Origin of the sequence: Streptomyces sp. NPDC047869, from assembly GCF_040704065.1 — a bacterium.
In the GTDB taxonomy this organism is placed as follows: domain Bacteria; phylum Actinomycetota; class Actinomycetes; order Streptomycetales; family Streptomycetaceae; genus Streptomyces.
Window position 1 is genome coordinate 225,320 of the sequence record NZ_JBEYRK010000005.1, and the last position, 21,805, is coordinate 247,124.

The following is a 21,805-nucleotide window of genomic DNA, read 5'->3' on the forward strand; positions in this document are numbered from 1 at the left end:
CTGCCCGGCACCGCACCCCGGACCATCTGCGGTGATCCCGGCCTTCAGCCGTAAAAACTTCTACTCGTCTCACCATGTGGTCGGCGAAGATCGTGGTTTTTCCCATCCAGCAGGGCCCTTGCCAACCGTGTGACCGTCCTGTCAGCCGCGTGTCACCCCTGTGTGGCTTTCTGGTTCCCAGATGTGACCTTGCACCTAATGGACTCGTCGTCAGCGCCGTCCGTCCGGTAAGAAGGTTCTTTACACCCCTCATCCGGGGCTCAGGGCGCGTGTGCGGCGCGCCCGTCGCGCAGCCGCTCGTACGTATCGGTAACCGGGCCTGCGCGGTGCCCGCCCACCCCTCACCAGGAGTGGTCGACCCTCAAACCATGCATACCTAAGGGGTAAGACAAAGTGGCAGCGGAGATCGTCAATCCTCGCAGCGACAACACCGCGGATCAGGACGGGGCCGAGCCCCTGGATTCCTTCGATCCGGCGTTCGCGCTCCATCGCGGCGGCAAGATGGCCGTGCAGGCCACCGTTCCGGTCCGCGACAAGGACGACCTTTCCCTCGCGTACACGCCCGGCGTCGCGCGCGTGTGCACCGCGATCGCGGAGCAGCCGGAACTGGTCAACGACTACACATGGAAGTCCTCGGTGGTCGCCGTCGTGACCGACGGTACGGCCGTGCTGGGACTCGGGGACATCGGACCCGAGGCCTCCCTCCCCGTGATGGAGGGCAAGGCCATCCTGTTCAAGCAGTTCGGCGGAGTCGACGCGGTGCCCATCGCGCTCGACTGCACGGACGTCGACGACATCGTCGAGACCGTGGTCCGGCTCGCTCCCTCCTTCGGCGGAGTGAACCTGGAGGACATCTCGGCGCCCCGGTGCTTCGAGATCGAGCGCCGGCTGCAGGAGCGCCTGGACATCCCGGTCTTCCACGACGACCAGCACGGCACGGCCGTCGTGACGCTCGCGGCGCTGCGGAACGCGGCCCGGCTGAGCGGCCGCGAGATCGGGCAGCTCCGGGCCGTCATCTCGGGCGCCGGCGCGGCCGGTGTCGCCATCGCCAAGATGCTGATCGAAGCCGGCATCGGGGACGTGGCGGTGGCGGACCGCAAGGGCGTCGTGTCGGCCGGCCGGGAGGACCTGACGCCGGTCAAGCGCGAGCTCGCCTCCTTCACCAACAAGGCCGGCCTCAGCGGGTCGCTGGAGGACGCCCTGGCGGGTGCGGACGTGTTCATCGGCGTCTCCGGCGGTACGGTCGCGGAGGCGGCGGTCGCCTCCATGGCCGAGGGTGCCTTCGTCTTCGCGATGGCCAACCCGAACCCGGAGGTGCACCCGGAGGTGGCGCACAAGTACGCGGCGGTCGTCGCGACCGGGCGCTCGGACTTCCCGAACCAGATCAACAACGTGCTGGCCTTCCCCGGGATCTTCGCGGGCGCGCTGCAGGTGCGGGCCTCGCGGATCACCGAAGGCATGAAGATCGCCGCCGCGGAGGCGCTGGCCGCCGTCGTGGGCGATGACCTCGCCGCCGACTACGTCATCCCGTCGCCGTTCGACGAGCGGGTCGCTCCCGCGGTGACGGCCGCGGTGGCGGCGGCCGCCCGGGCCGAGGGTGTCGCCCGTCGCTGACGTTGCGCCGGATGGCCCCGCCCGTTCGGGCGGGGCCATTCTTCTGCCCGGTCGCCTGCCCGGCCGGCCGCCCGTCCGGGTGCTCTCCGCCGCGGGCCGGTGGGCGGGGCCGCTGGGCCCCCCGTGGCCGCGCGCCGGGCTGCTCCGGTCGGGTGCCCTTGCGCAAGAGGGCATGTGTCACAGCCCCCCGCCGTTCCGCCGGCTGCGCGGCGCACCTATCGTCGAGGCCATGTTCGCTGCCTACGCCGCCCGAATCGACCCCGACCAGCCGCTCACCGGACTCGAGTTGGGGGAGCGTCCGGCCCCCGAGGCCCGGCCGGGCTGGAGCACGGTGAATGTCCGCGCCGCCTCCCTGAACCACCACGACCTCTGGTCCCTGCGCGGTGTGGGCCTCGCCGAGGACAAGCTGCCGATGATCCTCGGCTGCGATGCCGCCGGGATCGACGAGGACGGCAACGAGGTCGTCCTGCACTCCGTCATCGGACAGAGCGGCCACGGGGTCGGCCCCAAGGAGCCCCGCTCCATCCTCACCGAGCGCTACCAGGGCACGTTCGCCGAGCAGGTCGCCGTGCCGGCCTGGAACATCCTGCCCAAGCCGAAGGAGCTGTCCTTCGCCGAGGCCGCGTGTCTGCCGACGGCCTGGCTGACGGCCTACCGGATGCTGTTCACCAACGCCGGGGTGCGGCCCGGTGACTCGGTCCTCGTCCAGGGCGCCGGCGGTGGTGTCGCCACCGCCGCGATCGTGCTGGGCAAGGCGGCCGGACTGCGGGTCTTCGCGACCAGCAGGGACGAGGCCAAGCGGAAGCGGGCGCTGGAACTCGGCGCGGTCGAGGCGGTGGAGTCGGGAGCCCGGCTGCCGCAGCGTGTGGACGCCGTCATCGAGACCGTGGGCGCCGCCACCTGGTCCCACTCGGTGAAGTCCCTGCGGCCCGGGGGCACGCTCGTGATCTCCGGCGCCACCAGCGGTGACCGGCCCTCGCACGCCGAACTGACCCGGATCTTCTTCCTCGAGCTGAAGGTCGTCGGCTCCACCATGGGCACCAAGGACGAGCTGGAGGACCTGCTCTCCTTCTGCGCCGCCACCGGCGTACGCCCCGTCATCGACGAGGTCCTGCCGCTGGACCGGGCCCGTGAGGGCTTCGAACGGCTGGCGTCCGGCGAGCAGTTCGGGAAGATCGTGCTGACGAACGAGTGACCGTGCCCGCCCGCGGCATGGCCCAGGTGGGGGCCGAGGCCACGCCGCCGTGCGGGCCCCGGCCGCCGGCGGGTCAGACCCTCGGGCGGCGCAGTATCGCGCCGATGTGGGCCGCCGCCGCCGACAGGTGCCCGCGGGCGTCCCTGAGCTGGTCGGCGGTGACGCCGTGGTCGCGGGCCGCGTCGCGGATGTCGTCGCGGAAGCGGTCCAGCAGGCGGTCCAGGTCACGGGCCGGTTCGCCGGTGGGGGCCTCGTGCGCCCAAGACGGTTCGTACTCGGCCGGGAAGTCCTCCGGGGGTACGGAGTACTCCGGCGTCGCGGGGGCCGACTTGCGCGAGCCGGCGCCCGATCCGTCCGCGGTGCGGCCGAAGCCCCGGTCCTTGCCGTACTCCTTCCCGAACTCGCCGAACTCCTTGGCGAGTTCGGTCAGGCCCTCGCGTACGCCGGTCGGCCAGTCGCCGCGGGTGAAGTGGTCCTGCACGCGCTCCTGGACCCGGTGAGCGATGCGCTGCATCTCCTCCTGCGCCTGGGCCCGTGCCCGCGCCTGGGCCTCCTGGGCCTGGTGCCGGGCGCGCTGGGCCTCCTCGCGGGCCCGGCGGCTCTCGTCCTTGGCGCGGCGGGCCTGCTCCTTCCACTCCTGCTTGACCCGGCGCATCTCCTCCTTGGCGGCCCGCCAGGCCTCCTTGTCCCCGAGGTCCCCGCTCTCCCCGAGGGGCCCCGCCTCGCCGCCGTTCTTCCCTGAGCCCCGGCGGGCCTCGGACGCGGCGGCGCGCACCTCGCGCCGCAGATCGCCGGCCGCGCCGCGCACGTCGGCCTTTATCTCGGCGGCGAGTTCCGCCACGGACTCGCGGATCTCCAGCTCCAGATCGGCCAGCTCGCCGCTTCTGTCGGCGAGTTCGGCGCGGCCGGCGTCCGTGATCGCGTACACCTTGCGGCCGCCCTCCGTGGTGTGCGTGACCAGGCCCTCGGCCTCCAGCTTGGCCAGCCGGGGGTAGACCGTGCCCGCCGAAGGGGCGTACAGGCCCTGGAAGCGCTCCTCGAGGAGCCTGATCACCTCGTAGCCGTGGCGGGGGGCCTCGTCGAGCAGCTTGAGCAGGTACAGGCGCAGGCGGCCGTGGGCGAAGACGGGAGGCATGTCAGAGCACCTTCTTGTCGGTCGTGCCGTCGGTCGTGCCGTCGGCGGGCGAGCCGGTGCCGGCTTCGCGGGGGGTGTCGGACTCGTCCTCACCCGGCGGGCGGCGCAGCAGGGCGATGGAGCCGGACACCGTCGTGGCCCGGAGCTTGCCGTTGCCCGCGCCGAGCCGGCCGGTGATCTTGTGGGCACCCCACTGGCCGTGCACGCGCAGTCCGTCGAAGGCGTTGGAGATCGTGCCGCTCGCGGTGTTGGCCTCCACCTCCGCGTCCGCCGGGTGCGGCAGGCGGATCGCGATCTCGCCGGAGACGCTGGTCAGGCCGACGTCGGTGGGGCCGTCCGGGTCCAGGTCGATGATCATGGAGCCGCTGACCGAGTCGGCCCGGACGGAGGGGCCCGAGCCCTCGACCACGGTCAGGTCGCCGGAGACCGAGTGGAACCGCAGGTCGCCCGTGACGGCCTGGGCCTCCAGGTTGCCGGACACGGTGTCGGCGCGGACCTGCCCGGAGAGGCCGACGAGGGTGGTGTCACCGGTGACACCCTTGATCACCGAGGCGCCGCTTATCCCGGAGACGACCGCGCCGGCACCGACCACGCCCACCTCCACGCGCGTGTCCGCGGGGACCGCGAGGGAGACGACCGCGCTGCGGCGCCAGCCCTTGCGGTCGAGCCACTTGAGGAAGCCCTTCCACGGCAGGTCGTCGTAGGCGACGGTGAGGGTGCCGCCCTGGTGGGTGACGATCAGGGGTGGGCCCTCGATGTCCGTGACTTCCAGGCGGGCGGAACCTTCGTCCGTGCCGACGACGTTCACCGTTCCGTTGACGATGCGGACGTGCAGGTCGCGCACCGGGGTGTCGAAGGTCAGCTTCTGGGGGTCGGCGATGGACCACTCGGACATGGGGCCTCCTAGGCCGGGGCGCGGACACGCCATATCGCGTCTTCTGTGAAACACGATATATCGTGGATGCGGAAAGTCAAGGCATAGGCTGTAGGTGGGCCCACAGGGGCCGGGTGGATTCGCAGGAGAGGCAGTTCATGTACTTCACCGACCGCGGGATCGAGGAGCTGGAGAAGCGGCGCGGCGAGGAAGAGGTCACCTTCGAGTGGCTCGCCGAGCAACTGCGCACCTTCGTCGATCTCAACCCGGACTTCGAGGTGCCCGTCGAGCGGCTCGCGACCTGGCTCGCCCGGCTCGACGACGAGGACGACGAGTAGGACGAGTAGCACGAGCGGCCCGACGAGTCGGCCGTATCGTCCGTTGCCCCTCCCCCTCACCTGTCACCGGAGTTAGCCTTCTTCTCCCATTCGGTGAACGGGGGCGTCATGGGTGGAGGAGTCGAACGCGTACGGCTCGACGACGGAACGGTCGTCTGGGCCAGGATCGGCGGGCGTGACCAGGAGGCGCTCGACGAGGGCGGTTACTGGGACACGGGGCTCGGTGACCGCGTCGTCGACATGGCGGGCGGTCTGGCCGGCACGGTCGGTGGTGTCGTGCGCTCCTTGCGCGCCGGTCTGGACACGCCCGCCGCGGTCGAGGTGTCCGTCAGCTTCGGAATCGAACTGACGGCGCAGTCGGGCAGGATCGTGAGCGCCATAGCGCAGGGCGGCGGCACGTCCTCCCTGACGGTGTCCCTGACCTGGACCGAACCGGCGACGGCCGGGGACGGCGCGGATCCCGCGGCATCCGGGGGCGGAGTAGCACCGCCCCGCTCGCCGGCCCCCGGCTCCGCATGAGCGCCTTCGACGAGATGGTGCGCCCCTCTCTCGCGCGCATCGGCGCAGCGGGTGACGGGTATGCAACGGACCGTGACCCGTACTGGGGATCGGGGTTCTTCATAGCCCCGGGCTGGCTGTTGACCTGCGCCCATGTCGTGGGGAAGGGGGGAGCCGCGGTGTGCCGAGGGGAGAGCGCCTTACGCGTGACCTGGCAGGAACGCACCACCGAACCCGCCGCCACCGACGCCTGGGAGGAACGCTCCGGCACCGGGACCGCCGTACTCCTGGCACCCCGGCCCGAGGAGCCGGAGTCGCTCCGTGACCCCTGGCCGTTCCCCGACCTGGCGCTCGTCCGGGTCGAGGGCGCGGACGACGCGCGGTGTCTCTGGCTGGGCGACCGGGAGCCCGGGGCCCGCGCCCCGATCGGGCTGTACGGCTGGTCCCTGCAGACCGGCGAGCTGGGCGTCCGGCACGGCACCGGCGAACTCGCGGGTTCCGACGCCCGCGCGCTGCTGCTCGGCGGCAGCCTGCCGATCGGCGGACTGTCCGGCGGACCCGTGCTCGACCTGCGGCACGGCTCGGTCGTCGGCGTCATCAAGGGCCGCCGGCGGGAGGAGGGCGTCGCCGTCCCGGTCACCGCGCTGCACGAGCTGCTGGACCGGCGCGACACGTCCGGCGTCCTGCGCGAGGTACTGCGCGCACACGACCGGCACCATCTCCGCCTCCTGGACGACCCGTCGCCGCACGCGAACTGGACCACGCTGCAGGCCGGGCTGCCCGCACTGGCGCCGCCCGTCTCCGGGATCACCGCCGAACTGCGCGCCCGGCTCTACGGCCATCTCGCCGAGCTGCCGCCGCCTGCCGGAGCGGGCGAGATCGTCCACCTGGTGGAGGAGGTCAAGGAGCGGGTGCGCGGCGAGAGGCTGCGCTCGCTGGTGCCGCGGAACGTGCGGACCTGGCGTGAGGGCGCGGCCCTGCTGTACGGACTGCGCACCCTGGACACGGAGGGCGGCGGGACGCTGGTCGATCTCGACGCCGTCCTGCTGTACGCGGCGAACGTGGTGCGGAAGACCGCGCGCGAGCGCTCCGGCGAGATCGACCCGGCCCGGCTCGGCGCGTTCACCGAATGGCTCGGCGCGCAGGCCGGGCGGCATCGGCACTGGGCGGTGAGCGGGGCCATCCGGGGACTGCTGAACGGGATCGACGGCCGCGGGCCGGACGGGGGACCGGACGGAGCGATCGGGGGAGGGCCGGCCGCCGGCCGCACCGCGGCGATCACGCCCGTGGCCGCTGCCGCGACCACGGCCGCGCCCGCCCAGGTGACCGTGGCGCCTCCCGCCTCCGAGCTCCAGGCCCTACCCGCGTCCCCCCTCTCGCCCGTGCTCCCGGCCACGTCCGAGCTCCGGTCCGCGCCCGAGCCCCCGTTCATCCCCGACCCCCGGGGTGCCCTCGGGCCGACGGCCGTGACCGCCGAGGCGGTGACCACCGGCCGTACCGACGTCCTCGTCAGGGTCGGCGCGGCCATGTACGGCGGGCTGCACCCCTGGAGCGTGGAGCTGATCCACGACGGCCTCGACGTCACTCCGGTCGCCGCCGACGACCGGGGGGTGCGCGTCGACCAGCTCGCGGCGGTGCTGCGCGACCCGCTGGACCGTGCGCTGAACCTCGGGGACCACGGAGAGCATCTGGCCGGTATCGAGGTCTTCCTGCCCCGCAGGCTGTTCGACCTGCCGGTGGACGAATGGCAGTTGCTGCCCGACCACCCGGGCGCCTTCCGCGACGACCACGACGACCGCGGCCATGGCGACGGCCGCGGCCCCGGCGACTGGGACGGCGAGGGCCACGAGGACGACGAGGACGACGACTTCGTGGACGAGCGGTCCATGCCGCTCGGCATGCGCCGGACCGTCGTCATCCGGGACCTGCGGCGCAGCGAGCGGCCGCCCTCCCCGGAGTGGCGCAGGCGCTGGCGGGGCGTGGCCCGCGGGCCGCTCACGCACGAGCCGCTGCACGGCCGGACCCCGGCCGACGGCCATGCCGCCCTGTCCCGCTCGGGGAGCCGCTACCTGTACTACGGCACCCTGTCGGCGCTGGACGACACCTGTGTTCTTGTCTATTGCGGCCCCGTGGCGAGCGGGGAGGGGCAGGCGGCGATGAGGGACGCGCTGATGGCGGGCCATCCGGTGGTGCTGTGGCGCCGGGACCGGCACGACCACGACGAGTGCAAGGCCTTCCATGAGCAGGCCGCCCATGCGGTGGGCGCCGCCCGGCACGCCGAGGACCTGCACGAACCGGTGCGTGACCTGCGCATCCGCCTGTACGACCCCGAGTCGGCCCGGGCCCGGGGCCTGCGCGGGAAACTGGCCGTGCTGTTCGATCCACCGGACCGCCCACCGCGCGCCGCCGGGACGATGCGGCCGCCGCCACTGGCCGCTCCCGACGGATGATCCCGGGGCGGCCCGGCGGTCGGCCCGGCGATTGGTCCTACGGCCGGCCCGACCGCCGGACCGACCATCGATCCGGCGGCCGCCCCGCGCCCGATCCGTCCGGCACGCCCGGACCACCCGTCAAACCCCGTCCGCAACACGGCTGTTCGGAGGTCCGGAAGTGAACGCCGGGCCGCTCGAACCTCGGCAGACACGGCCGCCTGACGGTAGCCTCGTAGGTCAAATGGCCGGGCCCGCTGCATGATCACCGGATTTGGGAGGAGCCCAAGGTGAACGACTGGCGGATCTACTGCGGAGTGGGTCAGCCGCACGACGGCATGCGGCGGTTGCCGCCCCCGCCGCCCTGGCGTGACTTCACGGCCTCCCGGGGCGATGACGCGGAGGCCGGCCCCGAGGACCCCAGCAGCGCCCGCCGGCTCGGTGTCCGCCGCCGTCTGGTGGAGAGCTACGCGCCCCGGCCGGCCGAGGTGGACGCGGTCAACGCGGCCCTGTATCTGCGCCGGCCGCTGCTGGTCACCGGCAACCCGGGCACGGGCAAGTCGACCCTGGCGTACGCCATCGCCCATGAACTCGGGCTCGGCAAGGTGCTGCGCTGGCCCATCGTCAGCCGTACCAGTCTCCAGGACGGGCTGTACCGGTACGACGCCATAGGCCGCCTCCAGGACGTCCAGCTCGAGCGGGCCCGCGGGGGTGAGGGCGGCACGGCCGCGCCCGGCATCGGTTCCTACATCCGGCTCGGCCCGCTCGGCACCGCCCTGCTGCCCGCCGAGCAGCCCCGCGTACTGCTCATCGACGAACTCGACAAGAGCGACCTGGACCTCCCCAACGACCTGCTCAACACCTTGGAGGAAGGCGAGTTCTCGATCCCCGAGCTGGAGCGGCTGGCCGACCGCGAACCCGTCGTCGAGGTGCTCACCCACGACGGCGACCGGGTCGCCGTGCACGGCGGGCGGATCGCCTGCACCGCCTTCCCGGTGATCGTCCTGACCTCCAACGGCGAACGCGACTTCCCCGCTCCGCTGCTGCGGCGCTGCGTCCAGCTCGAACTCGACCCGCCCGGTGAGGAGCAGCTCACCGCGATGGTCGAGGCGCACCTCGGCGCGGACGGTGTCGCCGGCGGGGCCGATCTCATCCGCAGGTTCCTCGAGCGCGAGCCCGGCGAGGTGCTCGCCGCCGACCAGCTCCTCAACGCCCTCTTCCTCACCCGCCACGACCCGCGCGCGCAGAGCCTCACCCGGGAGCGGATCGCCGAGATGCTCATGCAGCCGCTCGACCGTACGAGGTGAGGGACGGATGCCCGGGATGCGCCTGGACGAGCTGATCGGCAAGCTGCGCCAGGGCGGGCTCGACCTCACCGCGGAGGACGTGGCCGACGCGGTCTGGCTGGCCCGGCGGTTCGGCGCGGCCCCGCCCCGCGACGCACCCGCCCGGCAGCCCGCCACCGGTCCGGCGGCCCCGCCCGCCACCGGACCGGACGCATCACCCGCCGGTGCCGACGCGGCGACGACCGCCGCCGGACCGCCCCGGCCCCGGGTGGACGCCCCCGCCGCCCCGGTGCCCCTGCTCACCCCCGGCCTTCCGGCGCGCCCGCACGGTGACGCCGGCACCCCCACCGCCGTTCCCGTCCGGGCGCCCGCCGCCGGCGCCCTGCCCGGGCTGCTCGGCCTGGAGAAGGCGCTGCGCGCCCTCGGCGGCTACCAGGTCGCCGCCGCCCCGCCCCGGGACGAGCGGATCGACGAGGAGGCCACCGCCGAGCAGGCCGCCGCCAGCGGCATCCTGCTCCCGGTCGTCCGGCCCGACCGCCGCCGGCGCTGCGACGTCCAGCTGCTCATGGACACCGGGCCCAACATGGCCGTCTGGGGACAACTGGTCGAGGAACTGCGGCAGGCCTGCCAGCAGTCCGGCGCGTTCGCCTCCGTCGGCGTCCACCACCTGTACGCCGACGACTCCGGCGCCCTCCTCGTCGGTACGACCGCCGGCCCCGGACGTCGCACCCGGCTGCGCCCGGCAGACGAGCTGCACGATCCCACCGGCCGCCGGGTCACCTTCGTCATCAGCGACTGCGTGGGCCCGCTGTGGCAGAACGGCAGCGCGCAGCGGCTGCTGCACCAGTGGCCGCGCACCGCCCCGCTGGCCGTCGTCCAGCCACTGCCGCCCCGGCTGTGGGGCCGTACCGAGCTGCCCGCCGAGCCGGGCCTGCTGGAGCGCCCCGCCGGGGTGGGCGGACGGCTGTACTTCGAGCCCGACGACGAGCCCTGGGAGGAACCGGCGCCGCACGCCCGGCCGGTACCGGTGCTGCAGCCCACCCCGGAGGCCTTCGAGGCCTTCGCCCGGCTGCTCGGCGGCAGCGGCCCCGTCCGCGAGCGGGCCTGGGCGGCGCTCACCCGCCCGGGTACGGCCCCGGTGCCCACGGCCTTTGCCGGCGCGGCCCCGTACGGCGACGGCCAACCGGACGGCGACGGCGTTCCGCAGGGCGACGACCGGTCGTACGTCCACGACGGCCGATCGCACGTCCACGAGGAGCCGCGCAGCGACGACGAACTGCTGCGGGCCTTCCGCGCCGGAGCCTCGCCCGGCGCGGTACGGCTGGCGGTCTACCTGGCCGCGGCCCCGCTCACCCTGCCCGTGATGCAACTGGTCCAGCGGGCGATGCTGCCGGACACCGGGCCCATGGAACTGGCCGAGGTGCTGCTCGGCGGACTGCTCAGACAGCTTCCGGGCACCGGCGAGCAGCCCTGCTTCGCCTACTCGGGACGGGTGCAGAACCTGCTGCTGTCCTCCCTCGACCAGGACACCGCCGGGCTCGTCCTGAAACACTGCTCGGCCTATGTGGAACGGCACTTCGGCCGGGGCACCCGCAACTTCGCCGCCCTCGCCGCGGCCCGGCTCGCCGACCACGACCCGTCCGCAGGCGCCGGCCGCCTCACCCCGGACGGCGTCCCGCCGGAGGACGGCGGCAGCGTCGAGGCCGAGCTGTTCGCCCGCATCCCGGCCCGCGTCCTGCGCTTCTACCTCCCGGACCTCGTCACGCCCGACCCGCTCACCGAGGCCGAGCGCCTGCTCGACCAGTGGCACCACCTGGCCGATCCGGAGGTGCTGCGCCGCGCCCGTGAACAGGCCCGCGCGGCGACCGCCCCGGCCCCCACGGTCCTTCCGGGCGCCGGTGCCGCCGCCCCGCCCCACCTTGTCCTCGGCCGCATCCTGCGCGCCGAGGCGGGCACGGCGGCCGCGCGCACGGCGGGACGCCGCGCCGAACTGCTGCGTGAGGCGGTGGCCGAACTCGCCGCCGCGCACGCCGCTGCCGGTACCGGCAGCCGCGAACGCGCGGACGCCGCGCTTGAACTCGCTTCCTGCCGCCGTGAGTTGTGGCGTCTGACGGCGGAGGGCGGCCAACTCGGCGCCGCCCTGGACGTCCTGGACGCCGAGGCCGCTCCCTGGCCGCTCCTGACCGAACGGGCACGGGCCTGGTCCGGCGCCGGGCATCCGGACGACCACGACGCCTCCGCGCGGTCCGACGGCACCGGGGAGGACGCCGGGCCCGGCCCGGACACGGGGGACGGGACGCCCGGCGGGACGGACCCGGCTGCCCCGGCGGACGGGGACGAGACGGCGCGCGGCGGGACCGCGGCACCGCACCGCGTGCCGGCAGGGGCGGGCCAGGCACCCTGGCCCGTCACCGCCCACCGCTCCCGGCTGCTGCTGCGCGGCCGGATCCTGCTCGACCTGCGGCGTCCCGCCGCCGCCGTCGGCGAACTCCGCGAGGCCTGCGCGACGCTCGACCTGGAGCGGGCCCCCGACGCCGTACGCGGGCCGGCCCTGCTCGACCTGGCGCGGGCGCTGCGGGAGGCCGGGGCCGAGGACGGCGAGACCCGGCAAGCGCTGCTGCGGGCCCGGCGGGCCGCCGGGGACGACCCCGGTCTGCTGCTGCCCAGCCTGGCCGCGCTGGCCGCCTTCCACGACACGGCGGGCGAGGCCCCGGAGGCCGACGAGGCCTACGAGCGGGCCGCGCTGCTCGCCCCCGCCGACGGAACCCTGCGCGGCCAGCTCCTCACCTCCTGGGGCGAGTCGCTGCTGCGGCGGGCCTCGACGCGGGACGGCGCGAGGATCGTGGACCGGGCCGAGTACGTACTGCGCGAGGCGCTGCAGGCGCTGCCCGCCCGGTCCGCGCACCGCGGGCGGCTGCAGGGCCTGGTCGGCAGCGCGCTCGCCCAGCGCTTCCGGCACCTCGGCTTCCTGCCCGACCTGTTCGAGAGCCGGCACCTGCTCGGCCAGGCGGTGCGCGCGGCCGCCGACGCGGCCGTACGGGCCGAGGTCTGGCTGCAGTTGGGACGGGTGCGGCTGGAGGGCTGGCGCCGGGCCGGGGCGCCGGTGCTGGCGGACGCCCTGCAGGCGTACGAGAACGCGGAGCGGGAGGCGCGGGCCGCGCACGGGGAGGACCCGGGGTCGGTGACCTCCGCCCGGGCGCGGCACGGCAGCGGGGTGGTGCTGGCCCTGATGGGCCGGCCCGCCGCGGCGCGCGGGGCCTACCGGGCCGCCCGGGAGCAGTGGCAGCGGCTGGCCGGGGCGCTGCGCCAGGTCGACTGGGCGGACGTCGAGCTGACCCGGCGGGCCGCGGCGGAGCCGGCGACGGGGGAGGGGCCGGCGCGTGCGGTACGGGGGCTGCCGGACGAGGAATGGGAGCGGATCGCTCCGCCCTGGTGGCCGTGGACCGGAGAGTGGGCGAACTGGTCGGAACTTGACCGGAGTTGATCTGGTCAGGGTTTCCGCTTCCGGGCTGTCGGGAAGAACTGGGCAGCCATGGCGACGGAGCGGGCCGTTCGCGGGCAGGGAGGAGCCGAGCGTGTCGGAGCAGTGGAGCGGGGTGGCCGCCCCCGGTCGGGACGCCGGGCGTGCCGCGCGCCTGCCCGACCTCGTCGACGTCGACCTGCGTACCCTGCGGTTTCTCGATGATCCCGCCCTGACCGCCGCCGTCGACCGTGTCCTGCGGGATGCCACCGAGTGCCAGCAGGTCTGGTTCAGCGGAGACAGCGAGGGCGAGGTGCAGCCGTCCGCCGTGCATACGTTTTCGGCCGGACTCGCCGAGAGTGGCCGGTCCCCGGACGAGCGGGGATGACCTCGGCGCCGATACCCGCCGAGGTCTTCGCGGCGCTCGCCCGCACCCGCCCCGCACCCCGGAGCACGGCGACACTGCGTGCCGCGATCCACGCGCGTCGCATGCTGCTCCTCAAGTCCCTCCTGGTGCGCACCGACCGGCAGCGCCGGCTGCTGGATCCCGCCGCGCGCCGGGACTTCGAGCGGGCCTGGGCGCTGCTGGCGGCCGCGGAACGGACCGGTCCCGCCGCGGTCCGTGAGGTGCTCGACTACCCGACGACCGGCGCCTGGCTGACAGCCGCGCTCGCCGCACCCCAGGGCGCCGCGTTCGAACGGCACCTGGCCCACCTTGCCGGAGTCGCCGTCGCGGCCGCCGTCCGCGCGGGCCACCCGGTGACCGGGACCCTGGCCGTGCCCACCGGTCCGCTGGTGCTGCCCGGCCTCGGCGTACTGCGCTGCCCGTCGGGCCGGGTCCGGCTGGACGGCGGCCCGGACGGGGCGCGCATCGCGGACGAGGGCGGCCACGCCGAGGCCGTCCTGCACCCGGCGGGGCGGAACAGGCCCGGCGTGCCCCGGCGGGCCGACGGCGGGACCGGCTGGAGCGAGCTGCGGACGCTGCCCGGCGGCACCGTCCGCCTCGACGACCTCGACCCGTACCGGACACCCCCGCCCGGCACCGCTCCGGGATCACTGCGCGCCGCCGGCCGCCCCGACTGCCCCTGGGAGACCTGGGCCGGCCGCTGGCGCCGGGCCCGCGAGCTGCTGGCCGCGGTCGACGCGCGGCGCGCCGCCGAGACCGGCGCCGTACTGCGCGCCGTCGTACCGCTGGCCGCCGCCGGGCCGGGCGCCACGCCGATGGGGGCCACGCTCAGGTCCGCGCCCGGCGCCGCGCTGATCCAGCTCCCGGACACGGCGCGGGAACTCGCCGAGGCACTGGTGCACGAGACCCACCACACCAAGCTGGCGGCCCTGGACGAGCTGGTCCCGCTGTGCGGGCCGGGCGGGGACGCGGTGCACCGGGTCGGCTGGCGCCCCGACCCCCGTCCGGTACCGGCGGTGCTGCAGGGCGCGTACGCGCATCTGGCGCTCACCGACCTGTGGTGGAGGGTGCGGACCGGCGCCGGGGCCGACCCGGCGTGGCGGCGCCGGGCCGGTGAACGGTTCGAGGCGTTCCGCGAGGAGGTGGGGCAGGCCTTGTCCCTCCTCCTGGAATCCGATGAACTGACCCAAGCAGGAAGGGAGTTCGTCCGGGGCATGACGCGCCACCACGCCGGTCTCGGCGTGACGGCCCAAAATGTACCGTGACGCTCCGCAGGGGCGTAATTTCTGTGCGTTAGCGTGTGCCGTGAGAGTGCGGTGGCGGGAACAGGGAGCGTGCGATGGCGGAACAGCGGCGGTCGGGCGGGGACGGGGCCCCGGCATCCGAACGCGTCCTGGTGGTCTTCCCCGGCTACCACCGGGCCTGGGCGGCCTGGATCGCCCAGTGCCTGGAGAGCCACGGGCACCAGGCCACGCTGCAACGCTGGGACCCCCCGCGCGAGACCCCGCTGGAGGACTCCCTCGCCGACCTGCTGCTGGCCTCCGGCCCGGTGCTGCTCGTCCTGGACGACTGGTTCTTCGAACTCGGACCGCGCCCGGCGGGGGAGTGGAACGACGCGCTGCGCGGCTTCGTCGCGGCGAACGCCGGCCGGTTCGCCGCCGTCAACCTCACCAACCGCTCACTGCTGCCGGCCACCGCGGTCCTCGAACCGGCCAGCCTGTGGGGGCTGAGCGAGGAGGCCGCCGAGGAGCGGCTGCTGCGCCGGCTGGGCCTGGAGCGCCGCCGGGTCCCACGGCCGACCGCCCACCGGGCCCGCTATCCCGAGAACCGCTGCGAGATCTGGGGCGAGATCCCCCGCCGCAACCCGCGCTTCACCGGCCGCGACGACCTGCTCACCAGCCTCCACCAGCAACTCGCGGACGCCGACCGGGGCGCCGCCGTCTGCACGCTGCTCGGCATGTCCGGCATCGGCAAGACCCAGCTCGCCGCCGAGTACGCGCACCGGTTCAGCACCGACTACGACGTGGTGTGGTGGGTCAACTCCGACGACCGCAACATCCAGCGCGACCGGCTCGGCGAACTCGCCGTGGAGCTCGGCCTGCGGGTCGGCAACGAGCCCGGCGAGCGCATCCGGGCCGTCCGGGAGGCACTGCGCCGCGGCGAGCCCTACGGCCGCTGGCTGCTGATCTTCGACGGCTGGGACGACACCGAGGGCATCGACACGCTGCTCCCGCAGGGCGCGGGCCACGTCCTCGTCACCTCCCGCAACCGCGGCTGGGGCGAGCACACCGACATCCTCGAGATCCCCGCCTTCCTGCGCGCCGAGTCCACCGCCTACCTGCTGCGCCGCGCACCGCACATCAGCGCCGCCGAGGCCGACGAGGTCGCCGCCGAGTTCGGCGACGTGGCACTGCCGCTCGTCCAGGCCGCCTCCTGGCTCGGCGAGTCACGCATGGAGGTGCCCGAGTACCTGCGCATGGTCCGTGAGCGCCGGCTGTCCACCGTGGACGAGCCCGCCACCGGCGAGGGCTTCCCGCGGTCGTCCATGACGTCCTGGTCGATACTGCTCAACCGGCTGCGCGGCGCCCAGCCGCAGACCATCGACATCCTGGGCCTGTGCACCTCGTTCGCCCCCGGGCGCATCCCGCTCGGTCTCATCCGCGCCTACCCGCACGCCGACCTGCCCGAGCAACTGCGCTGGATGTCCGGCGACCTGACCGCCTGGACCCGGGCCCTGGACACGCTCGTCAACTACTCGGTGCTGACCCGGGAGACCCGCGGCCCGGTGGGCGTCGAGATGGGCCCGCACCAGGAGTCGGTCCACATGCACCGGCTGGTCCACGACATCGTCTCCAAGCTGACCAGCGAGGACAGCCGGGTCGTGCACCGCCAGGCGGTCCGCACCCTGCTGGCCCAGGCCGACCCCGGCAACCCGCTGGACAGCCGCAACTGGCCCCGGTACGCGGAACTGCTGCCCCACCTGGAGCCCTCGGGCGCCCTCAGCAGCGCCCAGCCGCGCGTCCAGGAGACCGTGCTGAACTGTCTGCGCTACTGCTACCGCAGCGGCGAGTACAAGGGCGGCCTCGACCTGGCCCGGCGGATCCGCGACCACTGGTCCCGGATCATGGACCCGCTGGCCCAGCCCATGCTCGACCTCACCACCCAGGAGAGCAACATCCTGCGGGCCAGCGGCCGGTTCCGCGACGCCTACGAGCTCGACCGCGCCGTCCACCAGCGCCTCGGCGCCGCCGAGTCGCGCTCCGAGCTGGCCGAGCTGTCCACCAAGGGCGCCATGGCCGCCAGCCTGCGCCACCTGGGCCGCTACGACGAGGCGCACGAGCTGCAGAGCGAAGTCCTCGACGGCTACGGCAGACTGCTCGGCCCGGACGAGGGCCCCGCCCTGATCGCCCGGCACAACCACGGCGTCGGCCTGCGGCTGCTCGGCCGCTACCAGGAGGCGTACGAACTCGACCTGGACACGCTCGCCAGACGGGACAACGTACTGCGCGCCCGGCACATCAGCACCCTCAACTCGGGCGGCGCCGTCGCCCACGACCTGCGGATGCTGGGCCGGTACCGGGACGCGCTGGCCCGTCAGGAGACCGTGGTCCGGCTGAGCCTGCAGGTGCTCGGCGCACGGCATCCGCAGACCCTCTCTGCCCGCGGCCAGCTGGTCATGTGCCGCCGCCGGGAAGGCGGCCACACCCAGGACCTGGGGCCCGAGATGGCGAACCTGCTCGAGCAACTGGCGCAGGTGCACGGCCGTGAGCACTACCGCACCCTCGCCTTCACCACCAACTACGGCAACTACCTGCGGGAGCACGGCGACCTCTCGCAGGCCCGGGAGCTGATCGACCAGGCCGAGGCCGGCTACCGGGCGCTGCTCGGCCCGGCCCACCCGGTCGCCACCGGCATGCTCTCCAACACCGGTCTCGTCATGCAGGCCGCCGGTGAACGCGCCGAGGCCCTGTCCATGTTCGAGGCGTCCTTCGCGGGCCTCACCGCCACCCTCGGCGCCGACCACCCCTGGGTCCTCGGCTGCGCCCTCAACGCGGCCAGCGCCCGCAACCTGGCCGACCGGATCACCGACGCCGTGGAGCTGAGCCGGGAGACCCTGCGCCGGGCCCGGCACACGCTGGGGCACGAGCATCCGCTCACGCTCTCCAGTCAGGTGGCGCTGGCCGCCGACCTGCGGGCCGCGCGGGAGCACGAGGAGGCCGGAAAGCTGGAGGAGGACGGCCTGCTCGGCCTCACCCGCACCCTGGGCGCCCAACACCCCCACACCATCTCGGCCCGCCAGCGAACCCGCCCCTACTGGGACTTCGAGCCCTACCTGGGCTGAACAGGCAACGAGAGCGCCCCAAAGGAGCGCGGGGAACTGCGCGACCAGCCACAACGAACCCGCAGCCGCGCACAATCCCAGCCACCCCAAGGGGCGCGGGGAACTGCGCGACCAACCCCCACCCACCCGCAGCCGCGCACAAGCCCAACCACCCCCCCGAAAAGGCGAAAGGGCCCGGTACCGAGTCGAAACTCGGCACCAGGCCCGATCACGGCTGAACCGCCGGAGGCCTACGCCTCGAAGACCTCACGCATCAGCTGCTCCTGCTCGGCCTGGTGACGCTTGGCGGAGCCCACCGCCGGGGACGAGCCGTGCGGGCGCGAGATGCGCCGCAGCCGCTCGCCGGCCGGGATGTCCGCGCCGACCGCCAGGTCCAGGTGGTCGATCAGGTTGAGCGCGATGAACGGCCACGCACCCTGGTTCGCCGGCTCCTCCTGCGTCCACAGGTACTTCTCGGCGTTCGGGTACTTGTTGACCTCCGCCTGGAGCTCCGCACCCGGCAGCGGGTACAGGCGCTCGATACGGATGATCGCCGTGTCCGTGGCGCCGCGCTTCTGCCGCTCGGCCTCCAGGTCGTAGTAGACCTTGCCGGCGCAGAAGACGACCTTGCGGACCGCCGCCGGGTCGACCGTGCTGTCGCCGATGACCGGACGGAACTCGCCCGAGGTGAACTCCTCCGCCTTCGAGGCCGCCGCCTTCAGGCGCAGCATCGACTTCGGGGTGAAGACGACCAGCGGCTTGTGGTGCGGGTTGTGCACCTGCCACCGCAGGAGGTGGAAGTAGTTCGCCGGCGAGGTCGGCATCGCGACCGTCATGTTGTTCTGCGCGCAGAGCTGCAGGAACCGCTCCGGGCGGGCCGAGGAGTGGTCCGGGCCCTGGCCCTCGTAGCCGTGCGGCAGCAGCAGGGTGACGCCGGACGTCTGGCCCCACTTCTGCTCGGCCGAGGAGATGAACTCGTCCACGACCGTCTGGGCGCCGTTGACGAAGTCGCCGAACTGGGCCTCCCACATCACCAGCGCGTCGGGACGGGCCAGCGAGTAGCCGTACTCGAAGCCCATCGCCGCGTACTCGGAGAGCAGCGAGTTGTAGACGTTCAGGCGGGCCTGGTCCTCGGAGAGGTACTGCAGCGGCGTGTACTCCTCGCCGGTGCTGCGGTCGATCAGGACCGCGTGGCGCTGGCCGAAGGTGCCGCGCTGGGAGTCCTGGCCCGCGAGGCGGACCGGGGTGCCCTCCAGCAGCAGCGAGCCGACGGCAAGGGTCTCGCCCATGCCCCAGTCGATCGTGCCGTCCTCGACCATCGCCGCCCGGCGCTGCAGCTGCGGCTGCAGACGCGGGTGCACGGTGATGTGGTCGGGGACGTTGACCTGGGACTCCGCGATCCGCTTCACGACCTCCGAGGAGATCGCGGTCGGGACCGCGACCGGGAAGCCGTCCTGCGGCGCCTGGGTGTCACCGGCGGCCGGCTGCGAGGTGGCCTCGCGGACCTCGGTGAAGACCTTCTCGAGCTGGCCCTGGTAGTCCTGCAGCGCCTGCTCGGCCTCTTCCAGGGTGATGTCGCCGCGACCGATCAGGGACTCGGTGTAGAGCTTGCGCACCGAGCGCTTCTTGTCGATCAGGTCGTACATCAGCGGCTGGGTGAAGGCCGGGTTGTCCGACTCGTTGTGACCGCGGCGGCGGTAGCAGATGAGGTCGATCACCACGTCCTTGTTGAACGCCTGGCGGAACTCGAAGGCGAGCCGCGCCACGCGCACGACGGCCTCCGGGTCGTCGCCGTTCACGTGGAAGATCGGGGCCTCGATCATGCGGGCCACGTCCGTCGCGTACATGGACGAACGCGAGGACTCGGGGGCCGCGGTGAAGCCGACCTGGTTGTTGATGACGATGTGGACCGTGCCGCCGGTGCGGTAGCCGCGCAGCTGCGACATGTTCAGGGTCTCGGCCACCACGCCCTGGCCCGCGAAGGCCGCGTCGCCGTGGATCGCCACCGGCAGGACGGTGAAGTCCGTGCCGCCCTTGTTGATGATGTCCTGCTTGGCGCGGGCGACGCCCTCGAGGACCGGGTCGACGGCCTCCAGGTGCGAGGGGTTCGCGACCAGCGACACCTTGATCTGCTCGCCGTCCAGGCCGGTGAAGGTGCCCTCGGCGCCCAGGTGGTACTTCACGTCGCCGGAGCCGTGCATCGACTTCGGGTCGAGGTTGCCCTCGAACTCGCGGAAGATCTGTGCGTACGACTTGCCGACGATGTTGGCGAGGACGTTCAGGCGGCCGCGGTGGGCCATGCCGATGACGACCTCGTCCAGGCGGGACTCGGCCGCCGAGTCGATGACCGCGTCCAGCAGCGGGATGACGGACTCGCCGCCCTCCAGCGAGAAGCGCTTCTGGCCGACGTACTTCGTCTGCAGGAAGGTCTCGAAGGCCTCCGCCGCGTTCAGCCGGCGCAGGATGCGCAGCTGCTCCTCGCGCTCCGGCTTGGAGTGCGGGCGCTCCACGCGGTCCTGGATCCACTTGCGCTGCTTGGGGTCCTGGATGTGCATGAACTCGATGCCGGTGGTGCGGCAGTACGAGTCGCGCAGCACGCCGAGGATGTCGCGCAGCTTCATCATCGACTTGCCGGCGAAGCCGCCGACGGCGAACTCGCGCTCCAGGTCCCACAGGGTGAGGCCGTGCTCGGTGATGTCCAGGTCGGGGTGCTTGCGCTGCTGGTACTCCAGCGGGTCGGTGTCGGCCATGACGTGGCCGCGCACCCGGTAGGAGTGGATCAGCTCGAAGACCCGGGCGGCCTTGGTGACGTCGTCGTCGTGCGAGGCGTCGATGTCCTTGAGCCAGCGGACCGGCTCGTAGGGGATGCGCAGCGCCTCGAAGATGTCGTCGTAGAAGCCGTTCTCGCCGAGCAGCAGGTTCGCGACCTGGCGGAGGAACTCGCCGGAGGCGGCGCCCTGGATCACCCGGTGGTCGTAGGTCGACGTGAGCGTCATGACCTTCGAGATGCCGAGCTTGTTCAGCGTGTCCTGGCTGGTGCCCTGGAACTCGGCCGGGTAGTCCATGGAGCCGACGCCCATGATCACGGCCTGGCCGGGCATCAGGCGCGGCACGGAGTGGACGGTGCCGAGACCGCCGGGGTTGGTCAGGGAGACCGTCACGCCGGTGAAGTCGTCCATCGTCAGCTTGCCGTCACGGGCGCGGCGGACGATGTCCTCGTAGGCCTGCCAGAACTCGAAGAAGTTCAGCGTCTCGGCCTTCTTGATGGCGGCCACGACGAGCTGGCGGTCGCCGTTGGGCTTCACCAGGTCGATGGCCAGGCCGAGGTTGACGTGCGGCGGCTTGATGAGGGTCGGCTTGCCGTCCTTCTCGCCGAACGCGTAGTTCATCGACGGCATGGCCTTGATGGCCTGCACCATCGCGAAGCCGATCAGGTGCGTGAAGGAGATCTTCCCGCCCCGGGCGCGCTTCAGGTGGTTGTTGATGACGATCCGGTTGTCGAACAGCAGCTTCACCGGGACCGCGCGGACCGAGGTGGCCGTCGGCAGCTCCAGCGAGGCGTTCATGTTCTTCGCGACGGCGGCGGACGGACCGCGCAGCGTCACGTACTCCGGGCCCTCGGGGGCCTCCGCGGCCGGGGCGGCCTTGGGCTTCGGCTGGGCCGGCGCCTGTGCGGGCGTCGCCGGCCTGGCCGGAGCGGGGGCCGGCGCCTTCGCCGCGGGGGCGGGCGCGGGAGCCGGAGCGGCGGCGGGGGCCGCGGCGGGCTTCGGAGCGGCCGCCGGCGCGGGAGCGGCCTGGGCCAGAGCGGCCGGCTGGGCCTGGGGAGCCGGAGTGGTGGTCCCTGCGGCCCCCGCGGCCGCAGTACCCGCCGTAGCCGACGCGGCAGGCGCGCCCGGCTTGTAGTCGGCGAAGAAGTCCCACCAGGCACGGTCTACCGAATTCGGGTCCTGGAGGTACTGCTGATAGATCTCGTCGACGAGCCACTCGTTGGGACCGAACGCGGCCGCGGGGTTCTTCCCGGCTTGGTCGGTGTCGGTCGAGATGCTCGAGTTACTGGGGGACTGTGGCGACACGGCGGCAACCGCCCTCTTCCGCTTCACAAGGTGATGGACAGCGGGAATAAAGGCTACGCCTCCAAGACCGTGAAGGTCAGGTCGGGCCCGTCCATCGTCGCGAAAGTCACACCAGAAATCTTGTTTCAGGGCTTGATATGGCGGGAAACAAGTGTGGTTCCGGATGCGTGAGTGGA

General features: G+C 73.4%; 13 protein-coding genes. 10 read left to right on the forward strand and 3 right to left on the reverse strand.

Going from position 1 to position 21,805, the window contains the following annotated elements:
- Positions 1-393: 393 nt before the first annotated feature.
- The gene (locus AB0924_RS09665) at positions 394-1,614 is read left to right on the forward strand and encodes an NADP-dependent malic enzyme (RefSeq protein WP_358927590.1); all 1,221 of its coding nucleotides are present in this window, start codon (positions 394-396) and stop codon (positions 1,612-1,614) included.
- A 229-nt stretch (positions 1,615-1,843) separates the two neighbouring features.
- On the forward strand, positions 1,844-2,809 hold the full coding sequence (locus AB0924_RS09670; protein WP_358927591.1) for a zinc-binding dehydrogenase: 966 nt from the start codon (positions 1,844-1,846) through the stop codon (positions 2,807-2,809).
- Positions 2,810-2,882: 73 nt separating this feature from the next.
- Here AB0924_RS09670 and AB0924_RS09675 read toward each other — a convergent pair whose 3' ends face one another.
- Together AB0924_RS09675 and AB0924_RS09680 are read right to left on the reverse strand one after the other, a co-directional pair.
- Positions 2,883-3,944 carry a PadR family transcriptional regulator gene (locus AB0924_RS09675; protein ID WP_366911071.1) on the reverse strand — a complete coding sequence of 354 codons (1,062 nt, stop codon included), beginning with the start codon at positions 3,942-3,944 and terminating at the stop codon, positions 2,883-2,885.
- 1 nt (position 3,945) lies between these two features.
- Positions 3,946-4,839 (reverse strand): DUF4097 family beta strand repeat-containing protein, encoded by an 894-nt coding sequence (locus AB0924_RS09680; RefSeq protein WP_358927593.1) that lies wholly within the window; start codon positions 4,837-4,839, stop codon positions 3,946-3,948.
- A gap of 137 nt (positions 4,840-4,976) precedes the next feature.
- Here AB0924_RS09680 and AB0924_RS09685 point away from each other — a divergent pair, with 137 nt between their 5' ends.
- From AB0924_RS09685 to fxsT, 8 genes are all read left to right on the forward strand, one after another.
- Positions 4,977-5,156: a DUF6104 family protein gene (locus AB0924_RS09685; RefSeq protein WP_003992906.1), complete on the forward strand. Its 180-nt coding sequence runs from the start codon at positions 4,977-4,979 to the stop codon at positions 5,154-5,156.
- Positions 5,157-5,264: 108 nt separating this feature from the next.
- A complete protein-coding gene (locus AB0924_RS09690; RefSeq protein WP_358927594.1) occupies positions 5,265-5,675 on the forward strand; it encodes a CU044_2847 family protein in 411 nt (136 codons plus the stop codon).
- Between the two features lie 14 nt (positions 5,676-5,689).
- Complete coding sequence (locus AB0924_RS09695) at positions 5,690-8,104, forward strand: trypsin-like peptidase domain-containing protein (protein ID WP_366911121.1); 2,415 nt, start codon at positions 5,690-5,692, stop codon at positions 8,102-8,104.
- 269 nt (positions 8,105-8,373) lie between these two features.
- Positions 8,374-9,390, forward strand: a complete 1,017-nt coding sequence (locus AB0924_RS09700) for a MoxR family ATPase (RefSeq protein WP_358927595.1) — start codon at positions 8,374-8,376, stop codon at positions 9,388-9,390.
- A 7-nt stretch (positions 9,391-9,397) separates the two neighbouring features.
- Entirely contained in the window at positions 9,398-12,853 is a 3,456-nt protein-coding gene (locus tag AB0924_RS09705; RefSeq protein WP_366911072.1) for an SAV_2336 N-terminal domain-related protein, read from the forward strand.
- A gap of 91 nt (positions 12,854-12,944) precedes the next feature.
- A complete protein-coding gene (locus AB0924_RS09710; RefSeq protein ID WP_358927597.1) occupies positions 12,945-13,217 on the forward strand; it encodes a hypothetical protein in 273 nt (90 codons plus the stop codon).
- Positions 13,214-14,500, forward strand: a complete 1,287-nt coding sequence (locus AB0924_RS09715; protein WP_366911073.1) for an HEXXH motif-containing putative peptide modification protein — start codon at positions 13,214-13,216, stop codon at positions 14,498-14,500. Before AB0924_RS09710 ends, AB0924_RS09715 begins: the two co-directional genes overlap by 4 nt.
- A 74-nt stretch (positions 14,501-14,574) precedes the next feature.
- Positions 14,575-17,577: an FxSxx-COOH system tetratricopeptide repeat protein gene (fxsT, locus tag AB0924_RS09720; RefSeq protein ID WP_358927599.1), complete on the forward strand. Its 3,003-nt coding sequence runs from the start codon at positions 14,575-14,577 to the stop codon at positions 17,575-17,577.
- A 230-nt stretch (positions 17,578-17,807) separates the two neighbouring features.
- Here fxsT and AB0924_RS09725 read toward each other — a convergent pair whose 3' ends face one another.
- Positions 17,808-21,629, reverse strand: a complete 3,822-nt coding sequence (locus AB0924_RS09725) for a multifunctional oxoglutarate decarboxylase/oxoglutarate dehydrogenase thiamine pyrophosphate-binding subunit/dihydrolipoyllysine-residue succinyltransferase subunit (protein ID WP_366911074.1) — start codon at positions 21,627-21,629, stop codon at positions 17,808-17,810.
- Positions 21,630-21,805 lie beyond the last annotated feature (176 nt).